Here is a 22,458-nt window from a genome sequence, read left to right on the forward strand (position 1 = left end):
TTCCGCTCCTCACAGACGGATTGAATTCGGCTTGCCTTCGCGGTTCTTCATGCCGCATCCGCTTCGGGAAGACAAGCAGCGCACTCAGAACGGCCCGCGGCTCGCGAGATTGGCGTATTCGTCCTTGAGCGTGCCGATGCGTCGCCGGTATGCGTTGAGCAGACATGACCGATTACCGCCGCATGCTTTTCTGGATTTCAGCCACACCTGCTGCTCGTCCTGCATATCGCCTCTCGCGCCCATCGCGACCAGGCCGGTTAGCATCTGGTAGCGCACGGCCATTTCGACGTCCATCTCGCTCAGCTGCCGTGACGCGCATATGGCCTTTTCATCCGCCAATCGCGCCCGGCCGCAGTCGAAGCTGGCAGCAAATGCAGTCGCGGAACTGAGCGTGACCATTGCGAACAGCGCGCACCGCAAGCGACGTTTGATAGCTGGATTGCGTTGTCGATTCATCACTCTTTTGCATTCCGGTTGAAGTTCCGCAAGCATGGTCTGAACGGCCGAACCGATGCCCGGCAATTACTCCGTGCACGCGGGGCAAGCCACCGCTTCGGCGGCGACCTTCTGCTCGCCGCGGCCGAAGCTCGCGAGCGCGGCGAGCCCCAGCAACGCGAGGCCGCTACCCAGCAGAAAGTCGGCGGAAATTCCCACATGGTCGACCACCACGCCGCCCACCAGCGACCCCAGCGCAATCGCCACCTGAATGATGCTCACGAACAATGCCGAGCCGGCCTCGGGCGAATCCGGCGTGGCGCGCTGAATCCAGATGCTGAAACACAGCGGCAACGCGCCGAAGGAAATGCCCCATGCAAGCACCAGCGCCACGACGCCGATTGTCGAATGCTGCAGTAGCGGCAGCAAGACCAGTGCGAACATCAACAGCGACACCATTGCGCCGACCGACACTTTCAGATTGCGCGTGACCGTCGACGAAACGGCGAAGTTCGAGAAGAAGCCGATGATGCCGAACCCCAGCAACAGCCACGTGATGGTCGACATGTCGAGATTCGCGTTGTGCAGCAGGAAAGGCGTGATGTACGTGTACGAGGAAAAATGCGCGCCGAAAACGAGCGCCACCATCAGCATGCTGCGGCGTGGATGCGGCCGGCGCAGCAGCGCCACCAGATCGCGCAGACGCAGCGCGGCGGTGGACGGCAAGGACGGCACGAAGAAGAACTGTGCGACCAGCGCGACCGCGACCAGCACGCCGGTCGCCATGAACGACACGCGCCATGATGCGAAGCTCGCGATGAACGTGCCGAGCGGCACGCCGATCACCGTGGCGCACGTCACGCCGGTGAGAATCGTCGCCATGGCCCGCGCCGAATCCTTCGGTTTCACGAGACGCCCCGAAGCCGCCGTGGCCAGCGTCCAGAATCCACCCAGCGCGGCGCCGAGCAATGCACGCCCGAGCAACATGCAGAGAAAATTCGGCGCGAAAGCAGAGATCAGATTCGACGCCAGCAGCAAAGCCGTGAGCAAGAGAAACACTCGCCGGCGATCCATGCGCCCCGCCACCAGCATCAGCCCCGGTGCGGAAATGGCCGCGATGACGCCGGGCACGGTGACCATCAGGCCGGCGGTGCCGGGCAACACGCCCAGATCCGCGGCGACGCGCGGCAGCAGTCCGACCGGCAGGAACTCCGTCGTCACGAAAGCGAAAGCGCCGATGGCGACAGCCATGACAGCCAGCCATGAACGCAGGGACGACGAGGCGCCATCGTCCAGCGAGGCCGTGCTCGCGGGCAGATTGTCTTCAATCAACATAGTATTGTTTGCGAGTCTATTAACAACGGGTGGGATTGGAGCGGCCACACCGCGCTAATCCATTCGCAGACCGGCCGGCACGATTGAAAAAGCAGGCCATATGGGCCTGCTTGCCGGAAGTGACGCGATTGCAGCCTGGAGAATCAGCGAGTGAAAACCCGAATAGGCCACACCATAACATCGTATTAAATCGCTCGCTGACGACTCCGGAAAATTGCTGTCGAATGTGGGGTTATTGGTGCGGATTCGTGCTCGGTTCCCAGCGTGGGAACGACGCGGTAGGCCCTGCAAAGCGCGAACGTCGGTTGGGCACAGCGTTTGCTGGAGCGCACGTCAGCGTTTTTAACTTGCGCTCACCACTCACAATAAAAGGACATCGCCCGTGCTTACTACCCGCCCTTGCACCGCCACTTGCGTGATCGACGGCATGCCGCTCACCGTCACCTTCTATCCGGACAACGGCGTGTTGCGCATCGCGGACTCGTTGGGAGCCTGCATCAAGGAAACGCGCTGGCATGCGTCGTGGCGCGCATTGCTGGACGAATTGCGCGGATTCACTGAAGGCCCCGCAGTGGAAGGACAAAGTTTTAACACAATGGTGGGCCGCTTCAGCGAGCGCGTCGATCGTCCGCTGGACACGATGGCATTCGCATAACGGCAGTTGACGGGAAGCGGTGCTTGCACATGCGCACCGCATTCCCAGAGACAGACCGGTCATCGGCCAAAATAGATTCTGCATTGCGGCGCGGAAGACGTGCAGGGCTGACTCCGCGGACCTCCCGCCTCCGATTGCCCCGCGGCTACGCCGCCATAGGACACGTTCTGCACCGGCTGGGCGCCGGGCATGCCCTGTCCCGACTCACTGAACGACATATCGGTCGTCGCTTGCGCCGATTCGTTCGCATTCTGTTGCATCAGCGCCCGGCCCGACATGCCGACGCCCTGCTGATCTTCGAGGCCCAGCGCGCCCGCCGTTTTCGGCGCCAGCAGGAACACGGCGCTGGCCAGCGCCATCCATAATCGTAGTTTCATGTCCAGACTCCTTGAATCCGGCGCAGCAGTTCTCGTCCTCCAAAGAATTGATCCGCAAAAAAAAGCGAGGTTGCCGAACGGGCTGACGGACGAGTCGATGTCGATGCGAACTGCCGCGGCAAGTCATCGAACTAAACGAGTAATGATTTGCCAGACCTGCTACCGATGTCGGACGCGTTCTCGCGGCTGACCGGAATCAGTCGCCGCAGGCTGGAAACACGGATTTTGGCTCCGCTGTTTTCTTTTATAGCTCGGCCACCCAGGAATTCAATCGCTGAACACCCGCTCCGGCTGCCGCAGCCGAAGTAGTGGGTAAGAAGAGATTTGTACAAAATCACCCAAACCGGTACGTGCTTTGGCCGCACAGTGCGTTATGATGCTGACATAACGTCAATAATCGGCCCCGCGCGCGAAGTACCGGCGAGAGACGGAGCGTGGAGATGAAACCGGCCTGCCGCAATCAGTGCATCGTCAATACCGTTTTTTCCCTTAAGGGCATGAGGCTTGGCGCGAGATACCCGCAGCCTTCCTCGCCGCGCGGCGAAGCGTTTGAATATTCACTGATTGACACCCATGATGACACCCATGAAATTGATCGGCGGCCGTGTCGGCTAATTGCTGCGCCGCGATATATGGAGCGACGTTTTCTAACGCTGCCTTTAGAGATTTCTTCAATCGATAACCACACCGCGGGCCGTCCCCATTTATATGGATCGATGCTTTCGCGGATTTCCCTTGCAGTCTGTAATTGACAGAACACCGGACGTTTTAGAAGGACGAATATCTTATGGACGAAAGGAAGCGAGATAGCATGATTGCGTATCTCCGCCATCGCATGGAAGAGTTTGGCATCAAACCCGAAGACCTTGCGGCAGTGCTGGCATCCGAACCGGCCGCGCAAAAGGCCGGACGCTACCGTAGCGCAACTGGAGATAGCTGGGACGGCCAGGGCGAAATGCCTCAATGGCTCAAACAGGCAATCAGCGCGGGGCAATCCATCGACCACTTTGAATTGTCGGCCGCACCGGCGCCTGCCCCGCAACCGAAGAAACGCGTGGACTGGCAAAACGACCCGTTCGCCGGCAGTCCGCTCGCGCGTTCGAACAATCGATAGACCACCGTATTATTCCGCCGCTAGCGTAGAGAGATCACCCCGCACTTCCTCCGTGGGAAACCGCCGTTCGGCGCGTCCGCGAGCACGTATGCACCTGTGCCATGCACTCATGTGATGCGTAGTCGCATGCGTTTGTCCCGCTTTGTCCCCGCTGTGTTCCGCTGTGACCATTCGCATCCGGCCGCGCGTGGCCGCCTTATATCCGGACGGAGCAGCACCAGGCACTATGGCGCCTTGCATGGCGACCGCTCGCACAATGCGTTCACGCGTCACATGTCGTGACGCGCTGCGAAGATGCACTCAATGCGGGAATCACGGCCGTTGCCACAGCGCCAGCCGGCGTTGCATATTGCGGCAGTTCGATAAACGCGCTCATCTGCCGCACGATTTGCCAGAACACTTTCTCGAACACGCGCGCGCGTTCGGACTCGGCAATGTCGTGTGCGAGCGGATCGGCGAAGGTCCAGGTGCATGAGGCGGGCTCGCCTGGAAATACGGGTGCGTGGCGGGTGTCGACGGATTCGTCCAGCGCGACGACGAGGTCCATACGCGGCGCCCATTCACCGGTGAATTCCAGCCAGCTTTTCGGACTGAGAATGCCGAGGTCCGAGATGCCTGGCCGCAATTGCGCGACCGCGCACGGATGAACCCGCGCGGCCGGTTCCGGTCCCGCGCTGAACGCGTCGAACCGGTGGCCCGCCAGTTCCCGCAACAAAGCTTCGGCAATGATGCTGCGTGCTGAATTCTCGCGGCAGAGAAACAGCACCTTGTATTTTCTGGTCACGCTTACCCCGTACCCGTGTTTTTTTGTTTGTTTCTGTGTGCAATTCTGCCGGCTCAGTCTTGCGCCCTCGTGACACTACGATGTTCAAATTTGTTGCGCCACGAGAATTTGCACCAGGGCTTGCTCACTCGCGGGCACCGCGCATCGCGCATGCGCCGAAGTGTACCAGCGCAAGCGTCGAGCTTTCATTTAGCCTTCGATCGAGTCCGAGCCGGGATCGGGCACGTCACACTGAGGCGTCGCTCCCGCTTCGGCCGGACACGATGCGGTTGGCCGCGTCGCTTCCGTCCGATGCCGCCGCGGGCGCAGCGTCGAACCTCATGGCTGCGGGCGGTGTGCTGATCGCCTTGACGCCATTGGCAATGCCGGGTGCCGCGACGTAGGGAACAAACGCCGCCACCGCAACTACTACGATGAAAGTGAACATGGCCGTCGTGCCTCTCTGGATTGACTGCGTGGAAGTCAAACGAAGCAGGACCGCATGGCAATGAGCAGGCGTCGCTCTTCTAGGCGGCGTTCGGGCGACCCCGGCAACCCATGCTGCGGATGTTGTCATTGATTCTAGAAGTGCAAAATGGAACGCTAAAGCTCGCTCTCTATATCAATTCGGTCTACCTCTATGGTCTACCGGCCAGAGTGTCATTCGTCACACGGCTGCGGGTTCGGTGGTTTCGCAGCGCGGCTCGCAACAAGGACATGGCGCGTTGTGCGCCAGCCGATTGTGCTGCTGCCGGCGATGCACTATTTCCCCCAAACGGATTTATTCGGACCGTTCCGGCCTGCATACTGGTACTGACTTTGTATGCGCACGCCGTGTCGACGGCGAGCGCGAAGCGCCACCCCACCACGGAATGAAGGGATGCTGAACAGAAACGCCATAAGCTCGGGCGCCTACCTCGAAAGTTTTGAATCGCTGCCCAAAGACATGCTGTGGACGCAGGCGCAGATCGACGCGTCGCTCGCACACACCATGCAGCAGCGTCCGGACAATGGCGAGGTCTGGGTCTTCGCCTACGGCTCGCTGATGTGGAATCCGATCTCGGACTTCGACAGCCGCCGCATCGCGACCCTGCACGGCTGGCATCGCAGCTTCTGCATCCGCATGATCGCCGGACGCGGCACGCCGCAGCAGCCGGGCCGCATGCTCTCGCTCGAGCAAGGCGGCTGCACGCAAGGCGTCGCGTTGCGCCTGTGCGGCGAGACGCTCGAAGAGGAACTGCGCATTCTCTGGATTCGCGAGATGGTGACGGGTGCGTATCGTCCGACGTGGGCGCCGGTCACGCTGGAGGACGGCACCGAATTATCCGCGATCGCCTTCGTGGCGGATCACGGGAATCCGCAATACGAAGGCGACGCGCGAGCGCCGCTGATCGCACCATTGATGGCCGTGGCGAGCGGTCTGTTCGGTACGAACGCGGAGTACGTGTTCAAGCTGCAACGCGCGCTCGCGGACTGCGGCCTGAAAGATGCCTATATCGACGAACTCGTCGCCGAACTCACCGCCGAACTTGCACGGATCGCCGGACAACCGGCGTGATGCGTCAGAGCCGCAAGCCGTTGAGAAACTGGAACCAGAGGCCGCTCAATGCACCGGCTGGATGCGTGTCGCCGACGGGTTCTTCGCGCTTGTCCTGATTCGCGCGCTGCCCTGGCGAGCTCTGCGCGGCGGCATCATCTTTCGCTGAAGCCGCTCTAGTCCCGACCGAAGCATCGACACTCTCAGGCGCAGCCGCCGCAACTGGTTCGGCCTCGGCCTTGGCCGTTTCGCGCCGCGCGGCCTGCAACGCCGACACGCTGTCAGCGATCTGCGCGGCTCGCCCCGCCTCGCATCGACGCCCGAGCAACACACCGAACAGCACGTCGCGGTTGTGGCCTTCGTCCGCGAAACGCATGGCGAGCGAGACCATCTCGGCGTACGCGGCTTCGTCGGCAGCGCGCACCGTCGCTTCGCGCTCGGCTTGCGCCTTCTGCTGGCGCGCGTGCTGCGCTTCCCAACTGCGCATCTGCTCGGCGTAGACCGCGTCGTACACTTTGCGCTGCGCGGCGTCGGAGAGGATCGCGTACGCGTCCTTGATTTCCTGGAAGGTGGCGCGCGCGACGTCTTCGGCGCCGCTGTTGCGGTCGGGATGCCACTTCATCGCGGCCTTGCGATAGGCCCGCTTGATTTCTTCGTCGGTGGCGTGCGTGGGCACGCCGAGGGTGTCATAAAGAGTTGCCATTACCTGTTCGACCTCGCCGTGATTGGCTTTGCGGACGATCGTAACATGCGGAAAACGGCTTTATCGTGAAGTGGCCAGGCCGCAAGACTCACGGCGAGCGGATAAAAAAAGGCCCCGCCATTTGCGTGGCGGGGCCGAGTCCCATGTCAAGGAGGTGTCATGGAGGAGACGATTCGATCATAGCCGTGTGTCATCGCGCCCCCAAACAATGGTTCGCCATATGCTTATCCGGCGCGGCTTCCAGTGCATTGCAGCGCACGCGGCATAGGCCGCGCGACACCGAAGGCGGCCGCGCCGCCGCTCCGGCAAACGCCGCGCGGTTATATCGTTAGAACAAAAAGTCGCTTCGTGCGGCGCCCGGCGCTGATTAAGATAACGCTTCAAAGTCCGGTTCGCCCCGGTCCGCCGCGCGCAGCCCCGTGCCGGCGCACCGTGAGCCGCTACCGAAGGAGCATTTCGTTGACCAGTTTCGATCATCATCGCCGGCCGCTCGTTATCGGCATTGGCGGCACGACACGCGCCGCTTCGTCGACCGAGCGCGCGCTCGGCTTCGCGTTGCGCGGCGCGCAGGACGCTGGAGCGAATACCCGTCTGTTCGGCGGCACGTTTCTGCACAGCCTGCCCCACTACGCGCCGGAACAGTCGCACCGCACGGACGAGCAGCTTGAACTGATCGAGGCGGTGCGCCATGCGGACGCGCTGATCATCGCCACGCCCGGCTATCACGGCGGCGTATCCGGTCTCGTCAAGAACGCGCTCGACACGCTCGAAGAACTGCGCGCCGACGAGCGCCCGTATCTGGACGGCCGCGCGGTCGGCTGTATCGTCACGGCGTATGGCTGGCAGGCCGCGGGTTCGGTGTTGACGTCGTTGCGTTCGATCGTCCACGCGTTGCGCGGCTGGCCCACGCCGTTCGGCGCCGGCATCAACACGCTGGAAACGCGCTTCGACACCGTCGACACCTGTTCGGACGCGAAGGTTGTCGAGCAACTCGCCACCGTCGGCCAGCAGGCCGCGCAATTCGCGCTGGCGTTCAACGCGCACCGCGTGCCGGACGCCGCACCGCTCGGCAACGCGCACAAGGAAGCACAACCCGCGCGCCTGCTGCACGCGGTTTAATCCCCTCTTCGCCGGTCGTTTCACGACGCCGTGGACCCGCCTGGGCGGCCCACGGCGCGGTCGTTCGCGCGAACCGTGCGGCACATAACAGACCCGTATTCCGCAACCCCGGATAGTGTGTTTGAACACAGCGAATATGATCCGATCGGGGCTCCTGCACACATCCCTTCTGATTTGCTTACGACTAAAGATTGGTTCACCCGCTGCGCAGCGCGGCCTAGGCTTGACCTTGTCCGCTGATTTACCGGCCGCGTGACGCTACGGGTTGCGTCCGAGGTGCCGGCCTTTTCGACGCAAGCGGGGCATAACGACTGCCAAAAATCATGAACGCACATATTCGCTACAAGGGCTACGAAGTTGCACCGGCCGCTCAACAACTCCCCAATGGCCTTTTCGCCGCCAATTTGACCATCGAGAAAACTTCCGCGAATCACGACCAGCATTATTCATTCGATGCGCTCGATTATTTCTTCGACGAGGAGCACGCGCTGGCCTACGCATTTCGTTGGGGACGCATGTGGATCGATAACCACCAGTAAAGTCACCGCTCGCGTCATTCGCATCCTGTGAGTTGCGAGCGGCGCCAGCCGGCTTGCACCGCTCGGCATCGGATTTTGAACGGTTGTGCCAGAATGGGCGACACATCGAGTTCGCCCTCCTCTGTACGCCTGCCATGTCCGATACACTGACAGATGTTGCCGAAGACCGTGCCCTGCGCCACTGGACATTCCACGACCCCGCTCGCGTGAAGATCGGTTCCGAGGCGCACAAGCAGATGTTTTGCAGCATGCTGCTCGAAACCCACAACCCCTATAAGCCGGCCGTGCTCGATTGGCCGCCCTTGCCGCCCGATGCACTCGGGCGGCTCTGTTCGCTGCCCATCTGGGACATCGCGGTGCAAACCGAAGGCCGTGCGTCGATTGCCGTCCATACCTATGCAGCGCAATTGCGCGACCCCTTGCTGCGTGAAGCCATCACCATGGACGGCGACGAAGAAGCGCGTCACAAACACGTGCTCTCCAGGCTGATCGCAGCCTACGGCATCGAGATCGCGCCCGAGCCCGACTATTTGCCGCCGCGCGACGCCGAATGGGAATGGATGCGCACGGGCTATAGCGAGTGCATCGACAGTTTTTTTGCGTTCGGGCTATTCCGCTCGGCGCAGCAGTCGGGCTTTTTTCCCGAGGCGCTGGTCGAGACTTTCGAGCCCGTGATTCAGGAAGAAGCGCGCCACATTCTGTTTTTCATCAACTGGGTCGCGTGGTATCGGCGCACCATGCCGCTGTGGCGCAGACCGTGGCATTCGCTGCGCGTGGCCGCGATCTGGGTGGTGCTGGTCTGGCAGCGCCTCGCGATCGCGCGCGGCATCGACACAAAGGGCATGGCGCACGATTCGAATTTTCTGCCCGCGAGCAGCGGTGTGATTGGCGAGGCCATGAACGCGCCCGACCTGTTCGCGCTCTGCCTCGCGGAGAACGACCGCCGCATGAGCGGTTACGATGCGAGACTGCTGCGGCCGAAGCTCGTGCCCACGCTGGCGCGCTTCGCCCTGCGCTTCATGAAATCCTCGCGCCGGGACACCCCATCAGGACAAGGAGACGCCGGCCATGACATGGACCGTCGATGAACAACTCGCGCTGAGCGCTACCGAAGCCGTCGCCGCGATCCAGTCCGGCCGCCTGAACGCCGCCGACTACGTGGCCACCTTGCTCGCGCGCGCGGCGGCGCTTTCGAGCCTCAATGCGCTCACCACGCTCGAGCTCGACGGCGCGCTCGCCGCCGCGCGGCGCATCGACGCCTTGCCCGCCGCCGAAAAGGCCCGCTTGCCGCTCGCGGGTTTGCCTATCGTCGTTAAGGACAACATAAACACGGCGGGCATGCAGACCTCGGCGGGCACGCCGGCGCTGGCGGGCTTCATACCGAAGACCAATGCCCCCTCGGTGCAGCGCCTGATCGACGCCGGCGCGATCGTGCTCGGCAAGGCGAATATGCATGAACTGGCGTTCGGCATCACGAGTACGAACCTCGCCACGCATGCGGGCCCGGTGCGCAATCCCTACGACCCCTCGCTGATTCCAGGCGGTTCGTCGGGCGGCACCGCGGCGGCGATTGCCGCGCGCATCGTACCCGCCGGTCTGGGCACCGACACCGGCGGCTCGACCCGCATTCCGGCCGCGTTGACGGGTACGGTGGGGTTTCGTCCATCGGTCGGCAACGGCGGCGCCGAACGGCGCTATCACGACCCGGACGCCGTCGTGCCGATCAGCCATACGCGCGACACGGTTGGGCCGATGGCGCGCACCGTCGCCGATATTGCGCTGCTCGACGGCGTAATCACCGGCGCCGGCGCATTGCCGGTCGTCGCGTTGAACGGCTTGCGCATCGGCTTGCCCGCGCCGCTCTGGGAAGGACTCGAGCGGCAGGTGGAGGACGTCGCGCGAGCCGCGTTGCGGCAGCTCGAAGCGGCGGGCGTGGTGTTCGTGCCGGTGGCGATGAGCGAACTGGACGATCTGAACGGTATGGTGGGCGGCCCGATCGCGATCCACGAGGCGCGCGACGACGTGCTCGCGTGGCTCGTCGCCAACGACGCGCCCGTCAAGACCGTCGTCGAAATGGCGGCCCGCATTGCCAGCCCGGACGTGCGCGCGATTTACGATGGCGTGCTAAGCGATGTGCTCGGCGACCGCTACGAGGCCGCGCTGAATCATTGGCGGCCGCGTTTGCAGCAGTACATGGCCGCGACCTTCGCCGACGAGCGGCTCGACGCGCTGCTGTTTCCGACCACGCGCCTCGCCGCCGTGCCGATCGACGAGGTGAACGGCTCGTCGGTCGTGTCGGTCGACGGTTCGGCGGCAATCGACACCATGGACGCGTTCCTGCACAATACCGATCCGGCCAGCACCTCGGGCATTCCGGGGCTCTCGCTGCCTGCGGGCATGACAGCGAGCGGCTTGCCGGTCGGACTCGAACTGGACGGCCCGCTCGGCGAGGACCGGCGTCTTCTTGCGATCGGCATTGCGTTCGAACAATTGCTTGGCGCGTTGCCGGCGCCGGTGCTTTGATAGCGCAATCGCCTTCACACAACCTCTAAAAAACTCAACTACAACGCCGATGAAAACTCTAATGCCCGCTCTCCCGCAGCGGGCTCTTTTGCGCCACGGCGCGCGAATCGCCGCGGCTTTGGCCCTCGCTTTGGCCGCCAGCGCATGCGCCCGCCTTGCCGCGGTCGACTCGAACGCGCTGTGGAAAATCGTCGATCTGCGTTGCGTGCCGTCTCAGCAGGCAACTGGCACGCCAGGTCAATGCACGTTTGTCGACCTGAACAAACGCTACGCTATCCTGAAGGATATCGTCGGACGCTCGCAGCACCTGTTGATTCCGACCGACCGCATCACCGGTATCGAAAGCCCGCTCGTGCTTGCGCCGCATGCGCAGGATTACTGGGTGGACGCCTGGGACTCGCGCACGTACGTCGAGAAAACGGTCAAGCGCTCGCTGCCCGACAATCAACTGAGCCTGGAAATCAATTCGCAATATCGCCGCTCGCAGAACCAGTTGCATATTCATATCGATTGCATGCGCGCGGATATCAGCGAAGCGCTTGCGCGTCACGCCAAAGATTCACCGGATGAATGGCGCTGGGAGACCCTCGACGGCAATCGCTACCGCATCATGCGCGTGAGCTCGCTCGCGGGCGCCGACAACCCGTTTCGCATCGTCGCGCGAGACAACCAGGGCGCGGCGGCGATGGCCATGCAAACCATTCTCGTGACGGGCGCGGGGCCGTCCGCTGACAAGGACGGCTGGCTGATAGTCAACAGCGGGATCGACGTGGACAACGGCAGCGGCTCGGCCGAAGGTCTTCAGGATCACGCCTGCCGCGTGGCGAACGCGCCCTGAGCGCCTGACCAGCAAGGCCTTAAAACGCGCCGGCGCTAGAGCGCCGGCCGCCTTTCCACGTTTTCGCAGATGCATTGCTGAACAAATTGGTTCTGGCAACGCGCGAGGGTCCGTAGGATCGGTCTGAATCTGCATTCCGACCGATCCTGTTCATGGCGATTTATCTCGACGACACGCAGCGCAACGCCCTCGCCCGCATGGCGACAAGCTGGACATGGCGCACGCAATGGCCGACCTGGGTGTTGATCGTAACGATCTATGGGGGATGGTTCGGCGTGGCGACGCATGCGCGCGTGCTCGGACTGCCGTTCACCACGCTGCTGCTCGCCGTGCTCGGCACGTGGTACATGTCGTTGCAACACGAGCTGCTGCACGGTCACCCTACGCGTTCGCCGTTCGTCAACGCCGTGTTCGGTTTCGCGCCGCTCGCCGTGTGGTTTCCGTATGGCATCTATCGCGATTCACATCTTCAGCATCACGACGATCCGCATCTGACGCATTCCGAGCGGGACCCAGAGAGCTACTTCGTCAGCGCGCTCGTATGGCGGCGCACGGGTTGGGCGATTCGCGCGCTGTTGACCTTCCGTAATACGTTTATCGGGCGCCTGCTGGTTGGGCCGGCGTTCTCCATCGCCGCGACAAGCGTGGATGCGCTGCGTAAGATCAAAAGCGGCGATTGGCAAGATGTTCCGCTGTGGCTTGCGCATTTAGCCGCCGTTGCGGGGCTAGCGGTCTGGATGCAACTTGCGTGCGGGATCCCGGCGTGGGTTTTTATTGTCGGCGCGGGTTATGGTGCGCTGTCGTTGAGTTCGATCCGTTCGTTTCAGGAACATCGTGAGGCGCAAGCGCATGAGCATCGCAGCGTTATCAACGAAGCGGCGTGGTTCTGGCGATTGCTGTTTCTGAACAATAACTATCATCTGGTTCATCACGACTTGCCGCATGTGCCGTGGTTTGCGCTTCGTGCTGTCTATGAGAGGTCACGCCAGCAATACATCGAGCGCTCTGGAGGGTTTCTGGTCACGGGTTATGGCGAGTGGTTGATGAGCTATGCATTCGCGACAGTTGTACATCCGGTGGCGAACGTCGGGCCCGAATACTTCCAACGAAATCCGCCTGCTTCCCTCAGTTTTGCAGGCAAATAGCAGGCAGGTCGGGGGTAAAATTCATGGTAGTTGTCCGCAATGGGACGCGCCATAAAGCTCACCTATTCGCTCCAGCTGAACGCGAATTCGCAAGCTAAACGTGTATCTGCGAAGTCTTCATACGGAACGGGTTGTTGATCCTCATTAGCCTCGTTACTTCGTCTACATCAGGCCTGGCGATGACCTGAGCGCCTCTACGACGATCGAAAGCGCCTTCGAATATTCGCGTCTGCTGGGATAGAAAATATGCAGGCCCGGGAACGTGGGATACCAATCTGGCAATGCCCAGCGCAAGCGCCCAGCAGCCACGTGTGGCTGGGCCAGGTCTTCGGGAATAAACGCCAGTCCAACGCCATCGATTGCCGCGTTCAGCATCTGATATGCGCCGTTGAACGTGAACTGTCCATCGACGCGCACCTGAATTTTGCGTGAGCCCTTCGTTAGTTCCCACGCGTAAATTCCACCAAGTGTCGGCAGGCGCAACCGGATGCAGTTGTGATTTACGAGGTCCTTGGGATGCTTTGGAGCGGGATGCTTTTCCAGATATTCCGGAGAGCCCACGATGGCGAGGCGTGCGTCGGGGCCGATGCGAACAGCAATCATGTCTTTCGCCACCTGGTCTCCCCACCGTACGCCGATATCGAAGCGGTCCGCGACGATATCCGCGAGGCCATAGTCAACGACGAGTTCCACTTTGATGTCCGGATACGCGGGCAGCATTTTCGACAGGCGTGGCCAGATAACGGTATCTATTGCGTAGTCAGTGGCAGTTATGCGAATTGTGCCGACGGGCCGGTCCCGGGATTCGACTGCGGCGACGAGTTCGTTTTCGATCTCCTCGAAGCGAGGAGCAATCGACCTCAATAACCGCTCGCCTGCTTCTGTCGCCGCCACGCTACGGGTGGTGCGGTTGAGCAGTTTGACACCCATGCGCTCTTCCAGCGCACGCATGGCGTGGCTCAACGCACTTTGCGACATGCCTAATCTGGCCGCAGCGCGTGTAAAACTGCCTTCACGCGCTACAGCGACGAAAGCCAAAAGGTCGGTTGCGTTCTCGCGCAGCATTTATGTGCCTCGTTCATGAGTCTTTGCCGATTCTACTGGCTAGTCATGGCGCGCGCTGAAAGCGAGAATCTCCGGTATCGCAAGCCCTCTCAATGTCCGGGAAGATAATACATGACAAGCAAACCTACTGTGGCGCGGCAGGCATTTGGCGCCATCGCGCCGAAACTCGCTGAAATCAGCGATGAAGTTCTCTTTGGCGATATCTGGGAGCGTCCGCAATTATCGAAGCGCGACAGAAGCCTTATTACTTGCGCGACCCTCATCGCTCTATGCAAGGTCGAGCAGATGAACTTCCACATGCCGCTTGCAATCCAGAATGGAGTGACTCACGACGAACTCGTCGAGATGACTACGCATCTGGCCTTCTACGCCGGATGGCCGAGTGCGATGTCAGCGGTAACGAAGCTCAAGGAGCTCTTTCCCACTACCGATTAACCGAATGAGGAACCCATGCATTTGAAGAAACCCGGTTCGCAGCCGTCGATGAAAGGTCCAGCCGAATGGTTTACTGGCACCGTGCGTATCGACCCACTCAATGCCCCACCTCCGCCCGCTCGCGTATCGTGCGCGAGCGTGACCTTCGAGCCAGGTGCACGCTCGAACTGGCACACGCATCCGCTCGGTCAGACTCTGCTGGTGACTGCGGGTTGCGGCTGGACCCAATGCGAAGGTGAGGCCATCGTCAAAATTTGCGCAGGCGATGTCATCTGGTGTCCTCCCGGCCATAAACATTGGCACGGCGCGTCGCCCACAACCTCCATGACCCACATCGCGATTCAGGAAGCACTGGACGGTAAGAACGTCGAGTGGATGGAACCGGTCACGGATGACCAGTATCTCGTAGGCCCAGGATGAAGGAAACACTCTAGTGGCGCGAGAGAAACCCCTCAGTCAGCCAGGTTGCTCAGAAACTTGCGGGCCGGAGCAAAGAACGTGACACCCGTGACGGCCTTGGAGAAGTCAAGAATTCGGTCATGAAGCGGCGGCGGATCACCTATGAACATACGTTCCAGCATCTTGTCGATCACCCACAGGTGGCGAGAATAGCCGATAAAGTAGGTGCCGTATTCGCCGCGACCGGGAACAGCGAATGGCATGTTGTCGCGCAGAATGTCGTGCTCCCCGTCCGCGTCCTCGATTGTGCAAAGCGTCTTGTGGGATTTCTGGCCCTGCGTCGCGTCCGGCAACTCGCTGTTGCTGAACTTCGTGCGGCCGATAATCGCCTCCTGCGTCTCCACACTTTGCGAGCGCCAGGCTGCCATGTCGTGCAGATACTTCTGGATCACGACATAGCTGCCGCCCGCATATTCCGGATCCTCATCGCCAACGATGGTCGCGGCAGGCAGGTCCAGGCCATCGGGATTCGCCGTGCCGTCAACGAACTCGAGCAGATCACGTCCATCGAAGTAACGGAACCCGGCAACGTCGTCGATTGCGGTGACGGAGTTCCCAAAGGCCTCGAGCAGAAGCCTCTCGAACTCGATGATCACACCCATCGACTCTGCACGGATGTGGTACAGCAAGTCGCCCGCTGTGGACACCGCGGTATGCGTGGCACCTCGCACCTCCTTGAACGGCGCGAGCTCACTGGGTGCAGGTTTCCCCGTAAGCGGTCCCCAGGCGCGATGCGAAATACCGACGTTGCAGGTGAACACACCGCCGTCAGTTCGGATCCTGACATCCTTGACGAGGTCATCAGTGCTTGCCACCACGGAGCGCGCGGCTGCGATCGAGGCGTCGTCGTCTTTCACAATGAGGACCAGGAACGCGGCTGCCGCCGACAATGGAGCGTCGATAGACTGCGGTTCCGTGTCGAGTGCGCGTTGAGCGGCGGAGATCGAAGATATGGGACTCAAGATTTCTCCTGTTGCAGGGTGAGAATGAACCGACGGTAATTGCACGTTCCAAATCTTTTGCAAGCTATCCACGACGGAATGGTCGGCGGCAGTGCCTCACTCGCGAATACTGCGCCAAGGAGCCCCTTCGCGACCGCCGATCAGGAAACTCTATCGTAACCTCAGTGGACATGAGACGGCCTGTGCATTCTTTTCCCATTATCAATGAAGATCCCGATCCCGAAGCTCTGTCGCTCCGATTCTTAGTATCGGAATCGAGATAATGCGCACTCATTGTTCTCTTCTCGAAACTATTTGAAAATTTGGGAAGCCATGAACTTACAATCCGATCAGGTAACAAATTCAGTGCGAAGGACAGACACCCGGCATTGACGGTTCTTCAACCCCATCGCGGAGGCAACATGTCACCCCATCGAATCATGTTTATCCGGCACGCTGAGAAACCGGGCCCCAACGAAGGGATCGGCATTGAAACGGACGGAAAGGCCGACCCTGAAAGTCTCAGCGTTCGCGGCTGGCAGCGAGCCGGGGCGTTGGCACGATTCTTTTGTCCGATCGAGGAGACGCACGCCACACGACTGAAGCCGGCCACCGTGTACGCGCCGGGAACCGGTCCGTCCAGCAAAAGCAAACGGGCCATGCAGACCGTCACCCCGCTGGTCGCCCTGCTGCAGCTACAGGCAGCATCTCGAGTGAACTACGTCACCTCGCATTTGAAGGACGACGGGCCAGCGCTGATGAACGACGTGTTGGCTCAATCCGGCATCGTGCTGATTGCCTGGGAGCACAAAGTAATCCCGTCGTTAATCGGACTCGTACCTGATGCTCCAACCGTTCCTTCGTCGTGGCCGGAAGATCGGTTCGACATGGTGTGGATACTCGATCACGCGGCGGATAAATGGTCATTCTCGCAACTTCCTCAATTGCTACTCGCGGGTGACACCGCTAATCCGATCGAGTAAAACTGCCACGCAAAACGGTCCCGCCTGAGCACCACCCTTTCTTGCGGACTCATATATCGACGTTTCGACTGGACGTCACCGATTCGTCCTCGATAATTTCGCGCACCGCGTCGTCCACGGTCTCCAACAGCACGAATCGCATCTGGTTGCGTGCGTCGACAGGAATGTCCTCCAGGTCGGGGGCATTGCGCGCGGGCAGCAAGACTGTTTTGATGCCGCCACGCAGTGCCGCAAGCACTTTTTCCTTGATGCCGCCTACCGGCAAGACAATGCCCCGCAGGCTGATTTCGCCGGTCACGGCGCAGTCGCTGCGCACCGCTCGCCCCATTAAAAGCGACGCAATCGCAATGAACATGGCGACGCCGGCGCTGGGGCCGTCCTTGGGGACCGCGCCCGCCGGCACATGAACGTGAATGTCGCGCTTGTCGAAATTCGAACAGTCGATATGCAGCGACTCGCAGCGCGACTTCACCAGCGTCAACGCGGCCTGGACACTTTCCTTCATCACGTCGCCTAACTGACCCGTCAGCACGAGCCTGCCGCCGCCCGGCGTGCTGCTTGCTTCGATGAAAAGCAGATCGCCGCCAACCGGCGTCCACGCGAGTCCAGTGACTACGCCCGGCAAGCTCGTACGCATCGCCACCTCACTTTCGAAGCGGCGGTGGCCCAGAATCGACGACAGGCGATCAGGCTCGATCCGTTCATGTGTGGACGGGTCTTCGGCCACACGCAACGCGACATAGCGAAACACTGCGCCGATCTGCCGCTCCAGGCTTCGCACGCCGGCTTCGCGCGTGTAGTCGCGGATGATGGCCCTCAGCGTCTCATCGGGCAGTTCGCACTGTGCAGCAGTCAGCCCGCACGCCTCCAGTTGACGCGGAACGAGAAAGCGCTGCGCGATCTGGAATTTTTCGGCCTCGGTGTAACCGGGCAGATCCAGAATCTCCATGCGATCGCGCAAGGGACCCGCAATACCTTCGATCTGGTTGGCAGTGGCCACGAACACGATTGCAGACAGGTCGAACGGCACGCCCAGGTAATTGTCGCGGAAAGACGCGTTCTGCTCCGGGTCCAGAACTTCGAGCATCGCCGCAGCCGGATCGCCGTGCACGCCCTGCCCGAGCTTGTCGAGTTCGTCGAGCAGCATCACGCAGTTGCGCGCCCCCGCTTTGCGGATGGCCTGGATGATGTTGCCCGGCATCGCGCCGATATACGTACGCCGATGGCCACGTATTTCGGCTTCGTCATGCACGCCACCCAGGCTGACGCGCACGAACGGCCGCTCCAGCGCGCGTGCGATGCTCTGGCCCAGTGATGTCTTGCCGACTCCCGGCGGTCCGAGAAAGCAAAGAATGGGCGCCTTGCCGTGTGGATTGAGCTTTCTGACACCGAGATATTCGAGGATGCGGCGCTTCACCTTATCCAGGCCGAAATGCGCTTCATCGAGTATCTGACGCGCACGAGCGATATCGATCGGCGCTTCTGCGGGAAGCGGCCATGGGAGTTCGGTCAGCCATTCAAGGTAGCTCACGCTTATGGAGTACTCCGACGACGCCTCAGGCATCCGCTCCAGCCGGCCGAGTTCTTTGCGCGCATGAGACTCGACTTCCGGTGGCATATGAGCGGCTTCGATTGCCTCCGTCAGCTTGCGGACTTCCTCGCGGCTTTCGATGTTCTCGCCGAGTTCGTTCTGGATGGTCCTGAGTTGCTCGCGCAGCATCATTTCTCGTTGACGCTGGTCGATCCGGCCACGCGTCTGCTCGCCGATTTCCTGCGACAGACGAAGCACTTCGATGCGTCCCGCAACGGCATCCAATACTTTGTCGAGCCGCTTGCAGACGTCGAGCGTTTCCAGAATCTCCTGCTTGCGCTCCGGCGGGATGTCGAGCAAACCGGCGATGGTGTCGGCGAGCAGGCCAGGCAGTTCGATGGCATCCAACGCCCTTACGAGTTCGCCACCCGCGTTGGGCAGTAGTCCGATCATTTCCCCCGCGCGCTGCCTTAAAACAAGCGCCCGTGCGTCGACGGCGGGATTTCTCGCGGTAGTCTCGGGCAGGAACTCGACTCGCGCTGCCCGAAAGCCGAGACCTTCCACTGGCGCGATCAGGCGAAAGCGCTCGACACCCTGACAGATTAGGTGATGCGCACCGTCTTCTGGACTAGTGACGTAACGCACCACGTTCGCCACGGTGCCAATCGTGTTCAGGTCATCGAATGTCGGATCCTGTACCCGCGGATCGCGTTGCAACACAACGCCCAGCGGCTGCTGGCGTTTGACGGCGGCCTGCACGTCCTCCTTGACCTGGCCACGTCCCGCGGTAAACGGCAGCACCATACCTGGAAACAGCACGGCATTGCGCACCGGCAGCAGAATCAGGGGCTCATCGGGCAATGCGGATGTCGAAGCCGTTGCCTCGCCCGCCGGGCTGGACTCGGAAGTCTCGTTTTCGCTGTCCGCGCTCATCCTCGTTCCTCGATTTGCCGGCGCTTGCCGGACTCAATCCAGCCTTTCGAAGCTCAGCACCAGGCATCCGTGTTCAGCGTCGCGCTGCGCCAGTCGATAGCGACCGGTTGGAAGCTGGATGCGCCGCTCGAAACGGCCATAGGGAATTTCCAGGCAATGGACCTTGCCCGCAGCGAAGGCGCGGGGCAATTTTCTTTCGGCCTCGACGATCAGCGTACCGCCATCGAGATGTAGACCTACCACGTCGGGAGGCACGCCCGGCAGCGCCACCACGATCACAAGCCGTCCATCCTGTTCGAACACCTCAATGGGCGGTTCCCAGATGGGTACCCGAGCGCGCTGACCCGCCAGCCGGAAGAATTGCCTGTGCAACCGCTCTGCACGCTCAATCGCGTCGACGGCGGCTTCCCACATGATTGTATGGCGAGTGAAAGTCACGGGTCGGCTCCATGCCTGTTCGATCAGCGCAACACTGGCTGACCTTTCATCAAAGGCCATTGGTGCACGTCTGTCAAGTATGCGCACCAAATGTATGGCTCGTAATCTTCAGTCGTGTCTAAGATCGGAATCGTCGGTAGCTTCAATCCAGCTCACCCCACCCACCGCAATTGGATCACTTGCCGGGAATGTCTCTTCGAGCGCCTCGTCGAGAGATACATGTGTTAAAGGAGTCGGGGGTTCGTCCGTTTGTGGGGTGCCGTTGAGCGCGGAGGAAGCTCTGTTATCAGATCGCGATCTTTTGTGACGCAGCATTTTTCCGTCCAAGCGAAATGAGGAGAGGATCACCGGTCGAATACCGCAAGCGTCAATTGCCGTGCCCATCGTCAGAGAGCCGAATGTCATCCTGCACAACAAAATCGGATTCGTCACCAACGAGATACGCGCGTCACCAGGGAAGCGACTGGTGAAACAGCTTGCCACCGTAGCCACGTACGACGTTCTCGACCTCGAATAGCGGCAGCTCTTTTACTTCGAGGATCAACGCGACGCTGCCCGGCAGGAGTTCATCGGAAATGGATTTTGTCAGTTTGCTGTCCAGGGCAGCCTCGGCCGCGTGGAATCAGGTCGAGCACCTTCTGATCGTCAGGCCCAAAGTGGCCAGCCTCTATAACAAAAAAAATCACGTCGACTGAGGTCAGCGCCGACGTGACCGTACGATTTAGCGAATGGTTCAGCGCAGTGCTATGGTGGGTCTGGAAACTAGGAGTGTCGACAAAGATAAATTGTTAAGACAGCTGACTTGGGAACCGGATCCCGACGTGAAAATGGGTTAGTTGATTATAGTCACGCGGACGGCATTCGATAGGGTATTCAAGCACTGAGATGCACATCGGTTTTCCAATATTTACTATCGTCTTCTACCCCATCGATGTGCGTCCCGGTGATACAGAGAACAACTGACCGTGATTACGAACAGTCCGATATTACGAATCGGGAGGCAAGGATTGACCTTCAGTCTACTTTTGTCCAACATCGGAGATGTGTCTCGGCTACCTCGGCCAGCCACAACCCTCGTTCGATCTCCGGCCCGCCTGGCCCCTCCTCCCGGCGGGTATTTTTTTGCCAACGGTGCGGATCAGAACAAGCTGCTCGACCGCGGATGCCTTACGGACGCGACGCGAAGGTCTCCATAACAATCGGCCAGATTGACGGTTAAGTGTGGCCGCGCAAGGAGATGGGACAAATGCATCGCGCCAGCGACACGCCAACAGCCGCTGTACAGCCATGCCGCGATATCGCGCAACGTGGGTCGCGCCGGTAGCGCAAGTTGCGTCAGGACGCGAAGACCTCAGCGTTCAGCTGCAATGGCTCGCCCCTCAAGCCGCCTCGAATCGCAGCTGCGGCCTTCTCGTATATCAGCTCACGATGCTGCTCGAATTCCTGTACCAGATCGGATTTATGGCCGCCCGACGGAGATAGCTCGTGCAGTACTTTTTTGCTCACAACGCAAAAGTGATGGACGCTGTCAACCTTGATGCCGAATTTCACCGCTTCGTGTCCGTCCAAATGTACGACCCAGATGCCCTCTATGGTATCGGCCATCGTCGCCTCCGTTGCTAGCTGTCCAAAAAGACTAGCACGAAAAAAACGCCCTGATGCTGATTTTGCAATCCGTCCCACTACGTTCTGCGCAGGTGCGAAGCGCAAACACCAAGCCAACCGAGCAGACGAGCCACCGCGCGCTCTTTTGATAGGGCGGACCGAGGCAAAATTTTGTGATTAGCGCCGGTCTGAGCTTCTCAATTTCCGCCTATGCTATACGCAATGAAGTCCGCTCGAATGGCATCCGCGATTTCACTTTCAAACCCGATCCGGAGACAAGTATGCGTACCAGCGCACGTAATCATTTCGCAGGCCATATCGCCGACGTGAAATCCGGAGCCGTCAATGATGAAGTCATCCTCCGTACAGACGACGGCCTGGATATCGTGGCCATCATTACGCAAGGTGGCGCCGCCTCGTTAGGACTCGAGCGGAACTCGACGGCATTCGCTCTCGTCAAGGCGTCGTCAGTGCTCGTGCTGGTCGACTTCGACAGCCACAAGATATCTGCGAGGAATTGCATTGCAGGAACGGTTTCGGCAGTCGTCAAAGGCGCCGTGAATGCGGAGGTTGAGATCAGCGTGCCGGAAGGCGCGAAAATCGTTTCAATCATAACCAACGACAGTGTGGATCGCCTTGGTCTCGCCGTCGGAAAGCCTGCGACTGCCATCTTCAAGGCCTCCAGCGTAATTGTCGGAATCGAATGAGCGTCGATGGTCGCGGTCGCGTAAGCGGCATCAGAACCGGGAAAAGCAGCCATGAAGCGAGAACCATCGAGTCGGCGTACAGGTTTCCTAAGCGACCTGAAGTGGATGTTGATCCTCTGGTGCCTGGGGGTCGGAGCCACCGCACTCCTCGTATTACCAATTCGCCTATTAATAGCGGCGATGATGCGGAAATAATCTTGCCGCCCCATTTTGCTCAGGTACTCGCAGGCCGCAAGACACGCCCTCGCCATCGAGGTGTGGCGTCGGCAAGTTGCGGC

General features: G+C 60.7%; 25 protein-coding genes and 1 pseudogene. 14 read left to right on the forward strand and 12 right to left on the reverse strand.

The genetic code is table 11. From position 1 onward, the window contains the following. Positions 1-84: 84 nt before the first annotated feature. Together BPHYT_RS28280 and BPHYT_RS28285 are read right to left on the reverse strand one after the other, a co-directional pair. Positions 85-522, reverse strand: a complete 438-nt coding sequence (locus BPHYT_RS28280; protein WP_238535676.1) for a lysozyme inhibitor LprI family protein — start codon at positions 520-522, stop codon at positions 85-87. Continuing rightward, positions 523-1,770, reverse strand: coding sequence for an MFS transporter (locus BPHYT_RS28285; RefSeq protein WP_012427552.1), 1,248 nt, complete (start codon positions 1,768-1,770; stop codon positions 523-525). Between the two features lie 382 nt (positions 1,771-2,152). Here BPHYT_RS28285 and BPHYT_RS28290 point away from each other — a divergent pair, with 382 nt between their 5' ends. Further along, positions 2,153-2,425, forward strand: a complete 273-nt coding sequence (locus tag BPHYT_RS28290) for a hypothetical protein (RefSeq protein ID WP_012427553.1) — start codon at positions 2,153-2,155, stop codon at positions 2,423-2,425. 59 nt (positions 2,426-2,484) lie between these two features. On the opposite strand, the gene BPHYT_RS28295 is transcribed toward BPHYT_RS28290, so the two are convergent. Beyond that, positions 2,485-2,802 carry a hypothetical protein gene (locus BPHYT_RS28295; RefSeq protein ID WP_012427554.1) on the reverse strand — a complete coding sequence of 106 codons (318 nt, stop codon included), beginning with the start codon at positions 2,800-2,802 and terminating at the stop codon, positions 2,485-2,487. A 440-nt stretch (positions 2,803-3,242) separates the two neighbouring features. Between BPHYT_RS28295 and BPHYT_RS38370 the strand changes: the two genes are divergently transcribed. Both BPHYT_RS38370 and BPHYT_RS28300 read left to right on the forward strand, forming a co-directional pair. Next, the gene (locus tag BPHYT_RS38370; protein WP_148225157.1) at positions 3,243-3,554 is read left to right on the forward strand and encodes a hypothetical protein; all 312 of its coding nucleotides are present in this window, start codon (positions 3,243-3,245) and stop codon (positions 3,552-3,554) included. 35 nt (positions 3,555-3,589) lie between these two features. Continuing rightward, entirely contained in the window at positions 3,590-3,916 is a 327-nt protein-coding gene (locus BPHYT_RS28300) for an H-NS histone family protein (protein ID WP_012427555.1), read from the forward strand. A 262-nt stretch (positions 3,917-4,178) separates the two neighbouring features. On the opposite strand, the gene BPHYT_RS28305 is transcribed toward BPHYT_RS28300, so the two are convergent. Beyond that, on the reverse strand, positions 4,179-4,700 hold the full coding sequence (locus BPHYT_RS28305) for an arsenate reductase/protein-tyrosine-phosphatase family protein (RefSeq protein ID WP_012427556.1): 522 nt from the start codon (positions 4,698-4,700) through the stop codon (positions 4,179-4,181). Positions 4,701-4,926: 226 nt separating this feature from the next. Next, positions 4,927-5,127, reverse strand: coding sequence for a hypothetical protein (locus tag BPHYT_RS28310; RefSeq protein WP_012427557.1), 201 nt, complete (start codon positions 5,125-5,127; stop codon positions 4,927-4,929). A 432-nt stretch (positions 5,128-5,559) separates the two neighbouring features. On the opposite strand from BPHYT_RS28310, the gene BPHYT_RS28315 reads away from it, so the two are divergent. Further along, positions 5,560-6,237, forward strand: coding sequence for a gamma-glutamylcyclotransferase (locus BPHYT_RS28315; RefSeq protein ID WP_012427558.1), 678 nt, complete (start codon positions 5,560-5,562; stop codon positions 6,235-6,237). A gap of 4 nt (positions 6,238-6,241) precedes the next feature. On the opposite strand, the gene BPHYT_RS28320 is transcribed toward BPHYT_RS28315, so the two are convergent. Continuing rightward, complete coding sequence (locus BPHYT_RS28320; RefSeq protein ID WP_012427559.1) at positions 6,242-6,919, reverse strand: J domain-containing protein; 678 nt, start codon at positions 6,917-6,919, stop codon at positions 6,242-6,244. Between the two features lie 459 nt (positions 6,920-7,378). On the opposite strand from BPHYT_RS28320, the gene BPHYT_RS28325 reads away from it, so the two are divergent. The 6 genes from BPHYT_RS28325 (at position 7,379) to BPHYT_RS28350 (ending at position 13,083) form a co-directional block, all read left to right on the forward strand. Further along, positions 7,379-8,038, forward strand: a complete 660-nt coding sequence (locus BPHYT_RS28325) for an NADPH-dependent FMN reductase (RefSeq protein WP_012427560.1) — start codon at positions 7,379-7,381, stop codon at positions 8,036-8,038. A gap of 323 nt (positions 8,039-8,361) precedes the next feature. Continuing rightward, positions 8,362-8,577 (forward strand): transcriptional regulator, encoded by a 216-nt coding sequence (locus BPHYT_RS28330; protein ID WP_012427561.1) that lies wholly within the window; start codon positions 8,362-8,364, stop codon positions 8,575-8,577. Between the two features lie 134 nt (positions 8,578-8,711). Then, positions 8,712-9,665, forward strand: coding sequence for a hypothetical protein (locus tag BPHYT_RS28335; RefSeq protein ID WP_012427562.1), 954 nt, complete (start codon positions 8,712-8,714; stop codon positions 9,663-9,665). Continuing rightward, on the forward strand, positions 9,646-11,100 hold the full coding sequence (gene iaaH / locus BPHYT_RS28340) for an indoleacetamide hydrolase (protein WP_012427563.1): 1,455 nt from the start codon (positions 9,646-9,648) through the stop codon (positions 11,098-11,100). The genes BPHYT_RS28335 and iaaH overlap by 20 nt, the downstream gene beginning before the upstream one ends. Before the next feature lie 49 nt (positions 11,101-11,149). Further along, positions 11,150-11,938, forward strand: a complete 789-nt coding sequence (locus BPHYT_RS28345) for a CDP-diacylglycerol diphosphatase (RefSeq protein WP_012427564.1) — start codon at positions 11,150-11,152, stop codon at positions 11,936-11,938. Between the two features lie 152 nt (positions 11,939-12,090). After that, positions 12,091-13,083 (forward strand): fatty acid desaturase, encoded by a 993-nt coding sequence (locus tag BPHYT_RS28350; RefSeq protein WP_012427565.1) that lies wholly within the window; start codon positions 12,091-12,093, stop codon positions 13,081-13,083. A gap of 162 nt (positions 13,084-13,245) precedes the next feature. Here the strand turns inward: BPHYT_RS28350 and BPHYT_RS28355 are convergent, their stop codons facing one another. After that, entirely contained in the window at positions 13,246-14,148 is a 903-nt protein-coding gene (locus BPHYT_RS28355) for a LysR family transcriptional regulator (RefSeq protein ID WP_012427566.1), read from the reverse strand. A 111-nt stretch (positions 14,149-14,259) separates the two neighbouring features. Here BPHYT_RS28355 and BPHYT_RS28360 point away from each other — a divergent pair, with 111 nt between their 5' ends. Then, complete coding sequence (locus BPHYT_RS28360) at positions 14,260-14,583, forward strand: carboxymuconolactone decarboxylase family protein (protein WP_012427567.1); 324 nt, start codon at positions 14,260-14,262, stop codon at positions 14,581-14,583. A 15-nt stretch (positions 14,584-14,598) separates the two neighbouring features. Next, the gene (locus tag BPHYT_RS28365; RefSeq protein ID WP_012427568.1) at positions 14,599-15,003 is read left to right on the forward strand and encodes a (R)-mandelonitrile lyase; all 405 of its coding nucleotides are present in this window, start codon (positions 14,599-14,601) and stop codon (positions 15,001-15,003) included. A gap of 32 nt (positions 15,004-15,035) precedes the next feature. Here BPHYT_RS28365 and BPHYT_RS28370 read toward each other — a convergent pair whose 3' ends face one another. Beyond that, positions 15,036-16,004, reverse strand: a complete 969-nt coding sequence (locus BPHYT_RS28370) for a Dyp-type peroxidase (RefSeq protein ID WP_012427569.1) — start codon at positions 16,002-16,004, stop codon at positions 15,036-15,038. A gap of 401 nt (positions 16,005-16,405) precedes the next feature. Between BPHYT_RS28370 and BPHYT_RS28375 the strand changes: the two genes are divergently transcribed. Further along, positions 16,406-16,966, forward strand: coding sequence for a phosphoglycerate mutase family protein (locus BPHYT_RS28375; protein WP_012427570.1), 561 nt, complete (start codon positions 16,406-16,408; stop codon positions 16,964-16,966). 49 nt (positions 16,967-17,015) lie between these two features. Here the strand turns inward: BPHYT_RS28375 and lon are convergent, their stop codons facing one another. The 4 genes and pseudogenes from lon to BPHYT_RS28390 all read right to left on the reverse strand — a co-directional run bounded on the left by lon (position 17,016) and on the right by BPHYT_RS28390 (position 21,473). Continuing rightward, the gene (lon, locus tag BPHYT_RS28380; RefSeq protein ID WP_012427571.1) at positions 17,016-19,430 is read right to left on the reverse strand and encodes an endopeptidase La; all 2,415 of its coding nucleotides are present in this window, start codon (positions 19,428-19,430) and stop codon (positions 17,016-17,018) included. A 33-nt stretch (positions 19,431-19,463) separates the two neighbouring features. Beyond that, positions 19,464-19,868: an Hsp20/alpha crystallin family protein gene (locus BPHYT_RS28385; protein WP_012427572.1), complete on the reverse strand. Its 405-nt coding sequence runs from the start codon at positions 19,866-19,868 to the stop codon at positions 19,464-19,466. A 611-nt stretch (positions 19,869-20,479) separates the two neighbouring features. After that, positions 20,480-20,656 (reverse strand): annotated as a pseudogene (locus tag BPHYT_RS37550) (GTPase Era); the annotation flags it as partial. Between the two features lie 547 nt (positions 20,657-21,203). Next, positions 21,204-21,473 carry a DUF1488 family protein gene (locus tag BPHYT_RS28390; RefSeq protein WP_012427573.1) on the reverse strand — a complete coding sequence of 90 codons (270 nt, stop codon included), beginning with the start codon at positions 21,471-21,473 and terminating at the stop codon, positions 21,204-21,206. Between the two features lie 281 nt (positions 21,474-21,754). Between BPHYT_RS28390 and BPHYT_RS28395 the strand changes: the two genes are divergently transcribed. Then, positions 21,755-22,180 (forward strand): TOBE domain-containing protein, encoded by a 426-nt coding sequence (locus tag BPHYT_RS28395; RefSeq protein ID WP_041759712.1) that lies wholly within the window; start codon positions 21,755-21,757, stop codon positions 22,178-22,180. Positions 22,181-22,458 lie beyond the last annotated feature (278 nt).

Origin of the sequence: Paraburkholderia phytofirmans PsJN (assembly GCF_000020125.1) — a bacterium.
GTDB classification, from domain to species: domain Bacteria; phylum Pseudomonadota; class Gammaproteobacteria; order Burkholderiales; family Burkholderiaceae; genus Paraburkholderia; species Paraburkholderia phytofirmans.

Bases quoted from the DNA above. Each gene is read 5' to 3' on its own strand.
- BPHYT_RS28285 (WP_012427552.1), bottom strand. From the start codon at position 1,770: ATGTTGATTGAAGACAATCTGCCCGCGAGCACGGCCTCGCTGGACGAT.
- BPHYT_RS28360 (WP_012427567.1), top strand. From the start codon at position 14,260: ATGACAAGCAAACCTACTGTGGCGCGGCAGGCATTTGGCGCCATCGCG.
- iaaH (WP_012427563.1), top strand. From the start codon at position 9,646: ATGACATGGACCGTCGATGAACAACTCGCGCTGAGCGCTACCGAAGCC.
- BPHYT_RS28335 (WP_012427562.1), top strand. From the start codon at position 8,712: ATGTCCGATACACTGACAGATGTTGCCGAAGACCGTGCCCTGCGCCAC.
- BPHYT_RS28310 (WP_012427557.1), bottom strand. From the start codon at position 5,127: ATGTTCACTTTCATCGTAGTAGTTGCGGTGGCGGCGTTTGTTCCCTAC.
- BPHYT_RS28300 (WP_012427555.1), top strand. From the start codon at position 3,590: ATGGACGAAAGGAAGCGAGATAGCATGATTGCGTATCTCCGCCATCGC.
- BPHYT_RS28365 (WP_012427568.1), top strand. From the start codon at position 14,599: ATGCATTTGAAGAAACCCGGTTCGCAGCCGTCGATGAAAGGTCCAGCC.
- BPHYT_RS28345 (WP_012427564.1), top strand. From the start codon at position 11,150: ATGAAAACTCTAATGCCCGCTCTCCCGCAGCGGGCTCTTTTGCGCCAC.
- BPHYT_RS28320 (WP_012427559.1), bottom strand. From the start codon at position 6,919: ATGGCAACTCTTTATGACACCCTCGGCGTGCCCACGCACGCCACCGAC.
- BPHYT_RS28375 (WP_012427570.1), top strand. From the start codon at position 16,406: ATGTCACCCCATCGAATCATGTTTATCCGGCACGCTGAGAAACCGGGC.
- BPHYT_RS28355 (WP_012427566.1), bottom strand. From the start codon at position 14,148: ATGCTGCGCGAGAACGCAACCGACCTTTTGGCTTTCGTCGCTGTAGCG.
- BPHYT_RS28350 (WP_012427565.1), top strand. From the start codon at position 12,091: ATGGCGATTTATCTCGACGACACGCAGCGCAACGCCCTCGCCCGCATG.
- lon (WP_012427571.1), bottom strand. From the start codon at position 19,430: ATGAGCGCGGACAGCGAAAACGAGACTTCCGAGTCCAGCCCGGCGGGC.
- BPHYT_RS28315 (WP_012427558.1), top strand. From the start codon at position 5,560: ATGCTGAACAGAAACGCCATAAGCTCGGGCGCCTACCTCGAAAGTTTT.
- BPHYT_RS28330 (WP_012427561.1), top strand. From the start codon at position 8,362: ATGAACGCACATATTCGCTACAAGGGCTACGAAGTTGCACCGGCCGCT.
- BPHYT_RS28295 (WP_012427554.1), bottom strand. From the start codon at position 2,802: ATGAAACTACGATTATGGATGGCGCTGGCCAGCGCCGTGTTCCTGCTG.
- BPHYT_RS28395 (WP_041759712.1), top strand. From the start codon at position 21,755: ATGCGTACCAGCGCACGTAATCATTTCGCAGGCCATATCGCCGACGTG.
- BPHYT_RS28390 (WP_012427573.1), bottom strand. From the start codon at position 21,473: ATGGCCGATACCATAGAGGGCATCTGGGTCGTACATTTGGACGGACAC.
- BPHYT_RS38370 (WP_148225157.1), top strand. From the start codon at position 3,243: ATGAAACCGGCCTGCCGCAATCAGTGCATCGTCAATACCGTTTTTTCC.